The 12560-nt window shown below is 45.0% G+C and carries 10 protein-coding genes and 2 other annotated features; of the genes, 8 read left to right on the top strand and 2 right to left on the bottom strand.

What is annotated here, in order from left to right:
- Positions 1 to 56 precede the first annotated feature (56 nt).
- Positions 57 to 395, bottom strand: coding sequence for a RidA family protein (locus IGJ15_RS09740; protein WP_010747965.1), 339 nt, complete (start codon positions 393 to 395; stop codon positions 57 to 59).
- Between the two features lie 269 nt (positions 396 to 664).
- On the opposite strand from IGJ15_RS09740, the gene IGJ15_RS09735 reads away from it, so the two are divergent.
- Positions 665 to 3229, top strand: coding sequence for an HAD-IC family P-type ATPase (locus IGJ15_RS09735; protein ID WP_430599039.1), 2565 nt, complete (start codon positions 665 to 667; stop codon positions 3227 to 3229).
- A gap of 16 nt (positions 3230 to 3245) precedes the next feature.
- Here the strand turns inward: IGJ15_RS09735 and IGJ15_RS09730 are convergent, their stop codons facing one another.
- Positions 3246 to 4697 (bottom strand): helix-turn-helix domain-containing protein, encoded by a 1452-nt coding sequence (locus IGJ15_RS09730; RefSeq protein ID WP_010747967.1) that lies wholly within the window; start codon positions 4695 to 4697, stop codon positions 3246 to 3248.
- Positions 4698 to 5559: 862 nt separating this feature from the next.
- Positions 5560 to 5772: a binding site (T-box leader), on the top strand.
- Between the two features lie 66 nt (positions 5773 to 5838).
- Positions 5839 to 6085 (top strand) — a binding site (T-box leader).
- A gap of 58 nt (positions 6086 to 6143) precedes the next feature.
- On the opposite strand from IGJ15_RS09730, the gene trpE reads away from it, so the two are divergent.
- The 7 genes from trpE to trpA are packed head-to-tail and all read left to right on the top strand — an operon-like array spanning position 6144 to position 12552.
- Positions 6144 to 7550 carry an anthranilate synthase component I gene (gene trpE, locus IGJ15_RS09725; protein WP_010747969.1) on the top strand — a complete coding sequence of 469 codons (1407 nt, stop codon included), beginning with the start codon at positions 6144 to 6146 and terminating at the stop codon, positions 7548 to 7550.
- Complete coding sequence (locus IGJ15_RS09720; protein WP_010747970.1) at positions 7531 to 8109, top strand: anthranilate synthase component II; 579 nt, start codon at positions 7531 to 7533, stop codon at positions 8107 to 8109. Before trpE ends, IGJ15_RS09720 begins: the two co-directional genes overlap by 20 nt.
- Positions 8110 to 8125: 16 nt before the next feature.
- Positions 8126 to 9160, top strand: coding sequence for an anthranilate phosphoribosyltransferase (gene trpD, locus IGJ15_RS09715; protein ID WP_010747971.1), 1035 nt, complete (start codon positions 8126 to 8128; stop codon positions 9158 to 9160).
- A 26-nt stretch (positions 9161 to 9186) separates the two neighbouring features.
- Complete coding sequence (trpC, locus tag IGJ15_RS09710; RefSeq protein WP_010747972.1) at positions 9187 to 9945, top strand: indole-3-glycerol phosphate synthase TrpC; 759 nt, start codon at positions 9187 to 9189, stop codon at positions 9943 to 9945.
- Entirely contained in the window at positions 9942 to 10589 is a 648-nt protein-coding gene (locus IGJ15_RS09705) for a phosphoribosylanthranilate isomerase (RefSeq protein ID WP_010747973.1), read from the top strand. Before trpC ends, IGJ15_RS09705 begins: the two co-directional genes overlap by 4 nt.
- Complete coding sequence (trpB, locus tag IGJ15_RS09700) at positions 10586 to 11779, top strand: tryptophan synthase subunit beta (RefSeq protein ID WP_010747974.1); 1194 nt, start codon at positions 10586 to 10588, stop codon at positions 11777 to 11779. The genes IGJ15_RS09705 and trpB overlap by 4 nt, the downstream gene beginning before the upstream one ends.
- A complete protein-coding gene (gene trpA, locus IGJ15_RS09695) occupies positions 11776 to 12552 on the top strand; it encodes a tryptophan synthase subunit alpha (RefSeq protein WP_010747975.1) in 777 nt (258 codons plus the stop codon). Before trpB ends, trpA begins: the two co-directional genes overlap by 4 nt.
- Positions 12553 to 12560 lie beyond the last annotated feature (8 nt).

Raw genomic sequence — 12560 nt, 5'->3', positions numbered from 1 at the left:
ACTTCGTATTGGCTACTGCCTTTTGTACGAAGTTTTTTTGGTGTTTTTCTCTGTGCTTAAGCCATGGTAGCTTGTGCTTCAATCTCTACTTTAAATTCAGGGGCAACCAAGCCGGCAACGATGACGAGACTCATGGCTGGTTTGTTTTCTGCCAAAATAGTTGTAAACGCCGTACGGACAGCAGCTAAGTAGGCAGCATCTGTTAAAAAGACGGTCATTTTGACCACTGATGACCAGGACAGTTGATTGGCTGATAGAAGCTGTTCGATCTTTTTCAAAACGATGGTTGTTTGCTCTTGCGGGTCCTCAGGTGTGGCTCCGTCTTGCGACGGCGTTTGACCAGAAATGAAAAGAAAAGGTCCTTGAGCGATTTTTGTATCGGTATAGATTGCCATTTCTTTGGCTCCTTTCGTCTATCTTGCCTTTGGATGATGGGGGCAGATAGCAATTGATTGGGTGTGTCCTAGTTTACTTGATTCCACCTGCAAAAACAATCAACTTACGTTTTCATTTAGTTGTATAAAACCGCGCGACCAAGCCGCTCTTCCCCTTTAATAAAAACAATCATTTTTTTCAGGCTCGGCTGAAATTATCGCCAGAATTTTATGGTTTCAATGTCTTATACTATGTTCAGATCAAATAAATAAACAAGGAGGAAAAAAATATGAATTGGTACAAAAACACAACAGAAGAACTATTACACACGTTGCAAACATCACGGCAGGGCCTTTCCTCCGAAGAACGCAACCAGCGTTTAGCAAAGCAAGGTGAAAATAAAATTACTGAGGCAGCGCAGATCCCCACATGGAAGAAAGTCGGCAAGCACTTTACCGACTTACTGATGTTGGTCTTGATCGTCGCAGCCGTCTTAAAAGGGATTTCTGGTGATTATATCGAAAGCGGCATTATTATGGCGGTCGTCGTCATCAATGGATTCGTCGGCTACTGGCAAGAGCGCAAAGCCCAAGAATCACTGGATGGATTGAAGCAGTTCATGGGGCAAGAAGCAACGATTTATGTTCACGGCTGCAAAAAGAAAATTTCTGTTTCTTCCTTAGTAAATGGAGATTTAGTCGTTTTAGGACCAGGAGATGTCGTACCAGCAGATATGCGCTTGATCGAAACCCATGATCTTGTGATTGAAGAGTCGATTTTAACTGGCGAATCTGAGCCTGTTCAAAAAATGACCGAGCCTATTACTCAAGAAAGTACGATTGGTGACCAGCGGAACATGGCGTTTTCTGGTACCTATGTAGAAAGCGGAACTGCCAGCGGGATCGTCGTTGAAACAGGCGACGATACGCAAATCGGCCAGATCAATCAAGCGATTCAGTCTGTGAAAGCGCAAGAAACCCCGTTGATCAAAAAAATGAAGCAATTGAATCACCAAATCTTTAAAGGCATTATCGGATTAGTGGTTTTCTTGATCTTCTTTACTACCTTCCGCTACGGCTTTGATCTTGATCTCTTGTTCTCATCAGGTATCGCCTTAGTAGTAGCGATGATTCCTGAGGGCTTGCCAGCCGTGCTGACCATGATTTTATCGATGGGTGTCAAGGAAATGTCTGAGGAGCAAGCAATCATCAAAACGATGCCATCAGTGGAGACACTAGGTGCCATGACGGTGATTTGTTCAGACAAAACAGGAACCTTGACCAAAAATGAAATGACGGTCGTCGATGTTTTAGTTGAGTCAAACATGGATAAAGAAACGGTGCTTGATATCATGGCAAATTGTCAAGACTTGAAGCAAGACGAAGGACAAAAGGCTGCGGATCTCGTTGGGAACCCAACCGAAAAAGCCTTGTTGCAATACGCAGAATCAGCGCAGCAACCATTGCGTAAAACAGTCGATAAGATTCCTTTTAGTTCCTCTTACAAGTACATGGCAACACGCCATCAAAATCAAGAAGAGCCGAATGCCTCGGTAGTTTTTGTCAAAGGTGCGCCCGAAGTGTTGCTTGAGAAAAGCCAACTGACTTCAGATCAAAAGCAATGGTGGTTAGATGAAAGTGCAAAATTAGCAGCGAAAGGGCAGCGGCTGATCGGCTTTGCGCATCTGACGCTGTCGGCACAGGAGGCCTTGTCCCACGAAGGGCTAACCAATTTAACCTTTGTCGGGATCGCTGGTATCATTGATCCTCCGAAAGACAGTGCCATCAAAGCGGTAAAAGAGTGCTTGCAAGCGGGCATCCAAGTCAAAATGATCACAGGAGACCATGGCAAGACGGCTCAAGCCATCGGCAAGCAAATTGGCTTGAAGCACACGAATCACGTGTTGAAAGGGTTAGAAATCGATCTGCTGTCGGAGGAAGAATTGCAGCAAGCAGTCCAAAAGACAGATATCTTTGCTCGAACGACCCCAGAGCATAAATTACGGATCGTTAGTGCCTTGCAGGTGAATGAAGAGATCGTCGGAATGACCGGTGATGGCGTCAACGATGCACCAGCGCTGAAAAAAGCCGATATTGGGATCGCTATGGGGATCAAAGGCAGTGAAGTAACCAAGCAAGCAGCCGATATGGTTTTGGCAGACGATAATTTTCATACGATCGCCAATGCCGTCCGAGTGGGTCGTCGAATCTACGATAATTTGAAGAAAACAATCAACTTCTTCTTACCAACTGCGGTTGCCCAAGGATTGATCGTTATTGCGGCACTCTTGTTGAACCGACCACTGCCACTAACACCTGTCCAAATTTTATGGGTAAATATGGTGACAACCATCACGCTTTCTTACGCACTCGGTTTTGAAAAGGCAAGTGCGGATGTCATGAATCGACCACCACGGCCAATCAAAGAAGGTATCTTATCTTGGTACAGTCTGTTCCGCATCTTCTACGTCTCGCTGTTGATCATGATTCCTTCCTACGTCTTAGCGATTCAGTTTGAAGGAACGGTCCTTCAGCAAAGCATGCTACTGCAAAGTATCGTCTTTGCTCAAGCAGTCTACTTGTTGAACTGTCGTGAGCTGGTCAAGCCAGCCTTGAATCGCCAACTCTTTGCCAATAAAGCACTCTTAGTCTCCCTGGCACTGCTGATCGTATTGCAGGCAGCGATTTTCCTAACCCCTCTTGGGCACCAGCTTTTAGGGATCGGTTCTTTGACCTTGATGCAGCAGTTGAGTATCGCTGCTAACGGCGCACTCCTTTTCGCAGTCGTCGAAGGTGAGAAATTTATTACAAATAAGTTGCAAGGACGGCAAAAAGCCGCCCCAGTGAAACAATAAAGGCAGCTTGATGATTCTAGTGATAACTTAAATAATAGCTTTGGATGAGCTCAGTCACTTGATTGAGCTCATTTTTCGTTGGTACCATCGATAAGTAAAAAACTGGAACAGATACTTCCTCTAAAGGGAAATTTGAGAGAATAAAATCAACCTCGATTTTCGCCAACGCTTCTAGTTGACCAGGCTCGATCGCCGATAAAAGGATGCGGGCACCGAGGAAGTCATTCAATTCTTGCAGGAGATAAGCTTTCCAGGCAGGCTCACCTTGGAAAACAAAATATCCTTTTGCGCGAATGGGATTGATTTGTAAAATCGCTTGTTGGATCAGTAAGGTGGTGGTTGACCATAATGGAAAACTCATTTCCGATTGACTGGCTGTTTGCTCTTCTAAAAAGTCATGGATCGTCGCTTCGATCGATAGCGAATAGGGTTGATTTAACCGTTGGATCTCGTGAAATTCTAGCCCGAACAATTCTGAGAGCTTGGCTGACTCTTGCGATTTGATTAAAAGCAACAGTAGATTCTCAATCAGTTGTGTATCACTAGCTAAAGACAACTGCAACAAGCGGTCTAGTTTTCCAACAAAATGGGTCGTTTTCTGATAAATAGTTTGGTAGGATTCAAGGGTTGCTTGGATCGTAGCGGACCAGTCGTTATTGTAGTTCCAACTTTCTAAGAAGCAGTAGAAGCTAAAGAAGTGTTCGCTGCGTTCTAAATAAACGCCTTCTTTTTGATACAGCTGGCTTAATGGCTGTTGGAAAAGGCTATAAAGGGGATCGTCCCCCTGAAATTCAAAGGAATCGATACGGCAATTGGCTTTGATGCGAATCGTATTGATAAAAAACCAGCAGGTACCGTAGATTTGTTCCACTTCGATCTGCAGCTTGGCTTTTGCTAAGCGATCCAAGAAATGATAATAGTGGGACTCATGAATCGTATATTCCTCAAAAAAGTAATTGTTATGGGTGTATGGCAGTAACAGGCGATGAAAAAAAACACGGATGTTGATCTCACTTCCTTCAAAGCGGATCATGCGATTGGTGATCCGAATCCGCAACGAAAAATCAGTAAGGCTTTTGTTTAATTTTGTCACATGTCGTCGCAAGGTCTCATAAGATGTCCCTGTTTGGCTAAGAATATCTTGCGTACGGAGTTCGCTGGAAAAAAGCAATGCTTTCATCAAAGAAACACCGATCGATTGAGGGAAAAACGTTTCCCAGAGCTGACTCATCAACAATGGCCCATCATGGGTCAGAGCAAAGCCACTACTGGCAGCTTCGATCTGCCAACCATCAGGCAATTGTTGGCGAATATAGGTTAGATCGGAAAAAACGGTTCGCTCCGTCGTATCGATCAATTTTGCTAGTTGCTTGGCAGTGATCATTTTGTGATTCGCCAGTTGTTCCAAGAGAAGGATCTGACGTAATAAATCCTTCTCCGTAATGATTTTTTTCATCATCCCATCCATGACAAAAACTTCCTTTCCGAGTCTTGAAGGTCAAAAGAGTCACATTGACTGTTTTGATGAAAGACAACTCTTTCGTGTTCTTTTTGATTTTATACGAAAAAGGCAAGTTTTGCTATTTCCAATTCACTGGATGATGTTTTTTTTATTAAAAAAGATGGGATCGGCAACCTTCTGAGTAACTGTCTAAAGGAATGCGTTTGTTTTATGTGTTTTAACGGTTAGAGGTCTATCATGTGTTCGTATTTCTTCATTCACAAATACATAGAATAACTTTCTTTCGACAATTTTATTTTTGAGGAAAAAAGACTCTTTTTGCGAGAGGCGTAGAGTTTTCGATGGAGCGCTGAATTGATGATCCATTCAATTTCTGCTTGTTCTTCCTCGGATAATTCGACTTTTTTCTCATTGGATTGAATGAGAGAGTAAGTAAATTCTAAGCAGCTCATTTTATAAATAAAGGTGGAAAAATATAATTTGTCTATGTGCATTTAATCACCCTTTCTTACATTCGGTTCAATCATATAGAAGAATATTTCAAATAACAATTTTGTTTTTTCATGATGTTATGAAAATTTTGGATAAATGTCGATTTTTTGGCAAAATTATAGCAAAGTTTTCACTCTTTGATCTTCACGCAAGGGTTATAAAAAAACAAATATTATTTAAATAGAGTGGCAGCTATAATAAAGTACGCTGAAAGAAGTGAAGGAGATTTTTGTCCTAAAGAATGTCTTTTTATTTTGGTTAAGGCAACCCATTGTAGGTTGTTTTCTTGTATTGTCAAAAGGAGTCAAAAAAATAAAATTCGCTTTTTCCTGTTGACAGATCAGCAAAAGCCACGTAATATAGCTACCAATAACTAGTAAAGACCAAACAAAAGAGAAGTATGAGGACGTTCGTCTTGCAGAGAGCTGATGGTGGTGCAAATCAGCAGATTGACGCTTCAGAAATGGACTTTTGTGTCGAAAGGCTGAAATCAGTAGGCTTTTTTCGGGATCTCCCGTTACAGAGAACGATCGTTGATAGACGATCTAGAGAACCAATTGAGGTGGCACCGTGAGTAATCGCCCTCATGCAGACGAGTTTGTTTGCATGAGGGCTTTTTTGTTTTTCTTGCCCTTCAACCAATAGAAAAATAAACGTAAAATCAAACTAAGAGAAGTACTTGAGTCTTTTTTGGTTACAGAAAGTCGGCGGTGATGAGAGTCCGATACCAAGAAATCAAGGAAATGGCCTTAGCCGATCATTTTTTGAACCCTTTTTTGGCAGTAGGAAAATGCGGGAACTCCCGTTATAGAGGAAGACCGTTGTTAGACGGTTGATAGAGAAGAAGTTGTTTCTTTCGGCAACTTTCAATTGAGGTGGTACCGCGGTCATTCGCCCTCAAGCAGACGTTTTTATGATGTTTGCTTGAGGGCTTTTTGTTTACAAAGAAAGGAGCAGCTTATGTATCGAATGGAACGAATCAACAGCGATTGTTTGACACCTGTCTCAGTGTTTTTACGGATTCAAGGGGCGCATAAATGTTTACTGGAAAGTATTCCCAGAGAAGAAGATACCGGACGCTATTCGATCCTCACCTTTGATCCTGTTCAGAAACTGACATTTAAAGATGGTGTTTTTCAAGTGGAGGATCTTTTGGAAAAAACGGTCAACAAGTATCCCTGTCAGGACCCTTTAAAAGAAATGGAACGGTATGTAGTCAAAAAAGAAACCACCGCTTTATCTGATCTGCCGTTGCAAAGTGGGGCTATCGGGTATGCGGGTTACGATATCGCTGCTTGCTATGAAGACATTGGACAACTGCCCGCAGATGAATTACAAGTGCCTGATATGGCCTTTTGGCTTTTTGAAACCTTTCTCGTTTTGGACCATCAAAGGGAAACCTTGACGATCATCCTTGAAAATTGCTACAGCCAAAGGGGGACCGCCGAGATGAAGCAGGTACTCCAAGCGGTGCAGCAGCAATTAAGGACACCGGTCGCAGCTGAGACCCGTGGGTTATCGAATGAAAAGCTGCATTTTACAAGTAATGTTACCCAACATGCCTATGAAACGATCGTTCGTGAGGCAAAAGCCCGAATTACGGCAGGGGATATGTTTCAAGTGGTTCCTTCCCAACGTCTGCAAGCAGCATTTACACAAGATCCTTTTGACTATTACCGAAAACTGCGAGTGACGAATCCGTCTGCCTACCTCTATTATCTTGATTTCGATCACGGATTCAAAGTGATCGGCAGTTCACCTGAAAGCTTGATTCGGGTTCAAGGAACAACGATCACCACAAATCCAATCGCTGGTACCCGCAAACGAGGGGCAACCAAAGCAGAAGACGAAGCTTTGGCGGCGGAACTATTAGCAGATGAAAAAGAACGTGCAGAGCACCAAATGCTGATCGATCTGGGGCGCAATGATTTGGGACGAATCGCTGAACATGGCACGGTTCATGTTCCTTTATACATGGTGATCGAGAAATACCGCTATGTCATGCATATCGTTTCGGTGGTGGCTGCCAAGCGCAGAGCAGGTGTGACGGCAATGGATGCTTTGAAAGCAACCCTGCCAGCAGGCACGGTCAGCGGGGCACCAAAGATTCGTGCCATGACTCGCATCTATCAATGGGAAGCTGTTCGAAGAGGGGTCTATGCGGGAGCCGTTGGGTATTTTTCTCGAAACGATCAAGCGGATTTTGCCATCGGGATTCGGACAATGGTTTTGAAAGACGCGATCGCTTATGTCCAGGCAGGGGCGGGTGTCGTTTATGATTCTGATCCCTCATCTGAATACCACGAAACCTTACACAAAGCCAAAGCACTATTGGAGGTGTCAGCCAATGATCTTACTCGTCGATAACTATGATTCGTTTACTTACAATCTTCTCCAGCTCTGTCCAGAAGAAACAGTCGTCTTGCGAAATGATGATCCAGACCTTTTCCTTGTTGCTGAAGAAGCAGAAGCCATCATTTTTTCTCCAGGACCAGGACGTCCCGCAGAGGCAGGATTTATGATTCCTTTGATCAAAACATATCACAATAGCAAGCCGCTTCTAGGGATCTGCTTAGGTCATCAAGCCATTGGAGAAGCGTTTGGTGCCAAAGTGGTCCAAGCACCAGCCATTATGCACGGCAAGCAATCGAGCCTTACGTATCAGAAAAAAGGCGTATTCGAAACCTACCTAGGAGACATGACTGTCATGCGCTATCACTCGCTGGTCATTGAGCCAGCGACCCTTCCTACACAATTTGAGGTGTTGGCTGAAACAAAAGGGATCATCATGGCGATCCAGCATCGACAAAAGCCGATCGTAGGACTTCAATTCCACCCTGAGTCAATGGGGACAAACGAAGGGGCATTTTTTATCCAACGGTTTCTTGAACTCATTCCAGAAAACTCAGCAAAAAGCAGCAAATGAAAAAGGAGGAACATTTATGGAAGCAGTCAAAATACAGCAGCCGCAGCAAATCACCCAGCAGCTTTTTAATGGCCGTCATTTAAGTTATCAGGAGATGCGTCACTTTGCTCAAGGAATTTTAAGCGGGGTGTTTTCAGAAAGTCAATTGGGCGCAGCATTAGTTGCGATGAAGATCAACGGCATCACAGCTGCCGAATTGACTGCTTTAGCAGAAATTATGTTAGAGCATGCCGTGACCATTCCTTATGAAGGAGGAGACGCCATGGACAATTGCGGCACTGGCGGCGACCACTCCAATAGTTTTAATGTCTCCACTACGGCTGCCTTCGTTTTAGCAGCCGGGGGAATCACGATGGCAAAACACGGCAATCGCAGTATTTCTAGTCGTTCAGGCAGTGCCGATGTCTTAGCCTGCTTGGGGGTATCGATCCAAGCATCACCAGAAAAAATCGCCGATCTATTAGCGACAGTCGGCATCGCTTTTCTCTTCGCCCCGTCGTTGCATCCGGGCATGAAAGCAGTGATGAAAATACGGCAAGAATTAGCGACACCAACGATTTTTAATCTATTAGGCCCTTTGATCAATCCTGTTCCGTTGACTACGCAACTGATCGGTACTTACGCTGGCGAGAGCTTGGTAGACACCGCTCAGGCGTTAGGCAGTCTTGGTCGGCAACGAGCAATGGTGATCCATGGATGTAATGGGATGGATGAAGCCAATTTGGCTGGTGAAACGGCGATCAGTTTTTATCACGAAGGAAAGGTGACGAATTTTTCTTTTGATCCGCAAGCGTATGGCTTTACGCCAGCACCGATCGAGGCGATCGTCGGCGGAGATGCGGCTCAAAACGCCGCGATCTTAACAGCAGTTTTGAAAAATCACCCTTCCGTTTATCTAGAGACAGTGGTCTTAAATGCAGGGTTAGGCTTTTATACCAACGGCAAAGCCGCCACCCTAGCGGAAGGCTTTGCGATGGCACGAGCGTGTATCGCTTCGGGCGCGGCCTACGACAAACTGCAGATGCTGATTCGTCAGTCAAATAGCCATTAACTACGAAAGCTGTAAGGAGGAGAATCATGGATTTTTTAGAAACGATCATCCAGAAAAAAGTTGAAGAAGTTGCCGCGATGCCACAAGAAATCGAAAAGGTCGTAGCGAAACGTCCATCATTTTATCAGCAAGTCAAGGACCAACCACAAAAGATGCACCTCATTGCTGAAATCAAGCGTGCTTCACCCTCAAAAGGAGATATCAACCAAGGGATTGACCCAGTCACACAAGCGCAAGCTTATGAAGCCGCGGGTGTCAGCGGGATTTCCGTTTTGACCGACCAGCAGTTTTTTAAAGGCTCGCTGGCAGATCTTGAAGCAGTCAGTAATGCCGTTTCGGTGCCTATACTATGCAAAGACTTTATTATCGACAGAAAACAATTGATTCGCGCCAAGAATGCGGGTGCCAGTATTGTTTTATTGATCGTGGCCGCTTTAAAACCAGAACGCTTAGCCATACTTCATCAAGAGGCAATAGCACTAGGGTTGGAAGTACTCGTTGAGACTCATAATGCGGCTGAATTTCAACAAGCCCAAGCCTTAGGGGCCAAAATCATCGGCGTCAACAATCGTGACCTAAAAACCTTTGACGTTTCCTTGGATGTCAGTGTTGCTTTAGCACCTCAGCCGTCAGAGGCGGTTTACATCAGTGAATCTGGTATTCGAACTGCCTCCGATGTGCTGCAGCTTGCACCGTTTTATCATGGAGTCCTCGTTGGAGAAACGTTGATGAGAAGCAATCGAATTGCTGAAACAGCTGCAGATTTGCAGGTGAGCCGCCGATGACCAAAGTGAAAATTTGTGGACTCACCGAACGGCTGCATGTCGAAACTGCCATCAGTGCAGGAGCAGATTACCTTGGCTTTGTTTTTGCCGAAAGCCGTCGGAGAATCGATCCGACACAAGTCCGCAAGATAACGGAGCAAGTACCCCAAAATGTAGGGAAAGTTGGGGTTTTCGTTTCTCCAAGTTTTGAAGAAGTGCAAGCGGCAATTCAAGCCGCCCAGCTGACAGCGATTCAGCTCCATGGAAAGGTTCTGCCATCTTTGCAAACAGCCATCCAGACAGGCATTTTTGCGCATCAAAAGATCGCAGTGATCCAAGCCTTTGATGGAGAAGCTGAGACTTTAGAACAAGATTTCCTAAGCTGCGATGCAGATTTTGGGTTATTGGACGCTCCAGTAAGAGATCACCCTTATGCTGGCGGCAACGGCCAATCCTTTGATTGGCAAAAAGCGGCGAGAAAACCGTTGCCGTTGTCTGAGCGTTTTTTTATTGCTGGCGGTTTGCACGCGGAAAATGTAGAAGAGGCGATCCAATTTTTTAGGCCCTATGCTGTCGATGTTTCTTCAGGCGTGGAAACCCAGGGCAAGAAAGACAGTCGGAAAATCGAACAATTTATTTACTTAGTAAAGGAGAAGATAAAATGACCCAATACCCCACAGAAGCAGGATTTTATGGTCCCTATGGTGGCCAGTTTGTGCCAGAGACATTGATGTATGCAGTCAAGCAATTGGAAACTGTCTATCGTGAAGCACAAGCGGACGCAAGTTTTCAAGTAGAATTACAGGAATATTTGCAAGAGTATGTAGGAAGAGAGACCCCCCTTTATCATGCACAGCGCTTGTCACAACACTTAGGCGGTGCCAAAATTTATCTGAAGCGAGAAGATTTGAATCATACGGGCGCCCATAAAATCAATAATGCGCTAGGGCAAGTGTTATTAGCAAAGCGGATGGGGAAAAAGAAAGTGGTAGCGGAGACCGGTGCTGGACAGCATGGCGTCGCCACAGCGACTGCGGCCGCGTTGTTCGGTATGGAATGCACGATTTTTATGGGTGCGGTAGATGTTCAGCGGCAAGCACTAAACGTCTTTCGAATGGAATTGTTGGGAGCGAAAGTGGTTTCAGTCACTTCAGGCAATCAGACGTTGAAAGATGCTGTCAATGAAGCGCTACGCTACTGGGTCGCAACCGTCGAGGACACCCATTACGTGATGGGTTCCGTACTCGGTCCGCATCCTTTTCCAGAGATCGTTCGAGATTTTCAAAGTGTGATTGGCAGTGAGACACGACGGCAACTATTAGAAAAAGAAGGTCGACTACCGACGACAGTCGTTGCTTGTGTTGGCGGCGGCAGCAATGCGATGGGAATGTTTTACCCTTTTATCGATGATCAGACCGTTCGTTTGATTGGCGTTGAAGCAGCTGGGAAAGGTGTGGATACTACTGAGCATGCGGCGACCTTGACGAAAGGCAGTATCGGTATTTTACATGGTACCAAAATGCATCTGCTGCAAGACGATGATGGGCAAGTGATCGAACCTTATTCGATTTCAGCTGGTTTGGATTATCCAGGGGTCGGTCCCGAGCATTCTTACTTGAAGGAGATTGAGCGAGCGGAGTATTTCGCTGTCACTGATGAAGAAGCCGTTGACGCCTTTTATCTCTTGTCTCAAATCGAAGGCATTATTCCTGCTTTGGAAAGTGCTCATGCCGTTGCCTATGCCCTAAAGCTAGCCCCAATCATGACACCCGAAGAACGCTTAGTGATCTGCTTGTCTGGGCGAGGGGACAAAGATGTTCAACAAATCAAAGACCGGAAAGGAGCAGCGAAATGACCAGCAAAACATTGACGATGAAACTAAAGGAGCGCCAAAAACAAGGCAAGCCACTATTTGTTCCTTATATTATGGCGGGTGCCAACGGACTGGAACGCCTGCCAGCAGAAATCGAACTGTTGACGACACATGGCGCAGCCACCATTGAAATCGGCGTGCCCTTTTCAGACCCAGTCGCAGATGGAGCGGTCATCCAAGCAGCTGGAATGCAGGCATTAGCCAATAGGACCACTTTAAAAAAGATCATTGCTTTGCTGCAAACAATCCATTCCGAGGTTCCACTGGTATTGATGGGGTATGCCAATTCATTCTTTCATTATGGGATTGAACAGTTAGCAAATGAGTTAAAAGCGACAAATGTGAAAGGGTTGATTATTCCAGATTTACCTTTTGAACATCGATCACTAGTAACGCCTACTTTTGATGCGGCGGATCTCGCGCTGATCACACTGGTCTCTTTGACCAGTTCTCCAGACAGAATTCAGACGCTGATCGAAGACGCAGAAGGATTCGTTTATGCTGTGACAGTGAACGGTGTCACTGGAGAAGATCGCCAATACAACGAACAGCTGGATCAGCATTTGCAAGCCATTTCGGAAAAAAGTCCGATTCCTGTACTAGCTGGTTTCGGGGTCTCGACCCACGCAGACGTGCAGCGCTTTGCCCGAGTGTGCGATGGGGTAGTGATCGGTTCAAAAATCGTAGCAGCCTTACAGAACGAGCCACTGCCTAAAGTCAGTGAGCTGTTAGCAGAACTTGTTGGTATTTCATAGAAAATCAA

It is taken from the genome of Enterococcus sp. AZ079 (genome assembly GCF_050547255.1).
Classification (GTDB): Bacteria; Bacillota; Bacilli; order Lactobacillales; family Enterococcaceae; genus Enterococcus_D; species Enterococcus_D casseliflavus.
Note: the sequence above shows the minus strand (reverse complement) of the source record. Positions and strands in the feature narration are given on the sequence as shown.

Coding starts and splice junctions, on each gene's coding strand:
- trpD (WP_010747971.1), top strand. CDS start 8,126: ATGGAAGCAGTCAAAATACAGCAGCCGCAGCAAATCACCCAGCAGCTT.
- IGJ15_RS09730 (WP_010747967.1), bottom strand. CDS start 4,697: ATGGATGGGATGATGAAAAAAATCATTACGGAGAAGGATTTATTACGT.
- IGJ15_RS09735 (WP_430599039.1), top strand. CDS start 665: ATGAATTGGTACAAAAACACAACAGAAGAACTATTACACACGTTGCAA.
- trpA (WP_010747975.1), top strand. CDS start 11,776: ATGACCAGCAAAACATTGACGATGAAACTAAAGGAGCGCCAAAAACAA.
- trpB (WP_010747974.1), top strand. CDS start 10,586: ATGACCCAATACCCCACAGAAGCAGGATTTTATGGTCCCTATGGTGGC.
- IGJ15_RS09705 (WP_010747973.1), top strand. CDS start 9,942: ATGACCAAAGTGAAAATTTGTGGACTCACCGAACGGCTGCATGTCGAA.
- trpC (WP_010747972.1), top strand. CDS start 9,187: ATGGATTTTTTAGAAACGATCATCCAGAAAAAAGTTGAAGAAGTTGCC.
- IGJ15_RS09740 (WP_010747965.1), bottom strand. CDS start 395: ATGGCAATCTATACCGATACAAAAATCGCTCAAGGACCTTTTCTTTTC.
- trpE (WP_010747969.1), top strand. CDS start 6,144: ATGTATCGAATGGAACGAATCAACAGCGATTGTTTGACACCTGTCTCA.
- IGJ15_RS09720 (WP_010747970.1), top strand. CDS start 7,531: ATGATCTTACTCGTCGATAACTATGATTCGTTTACTTACAATCTTCTC.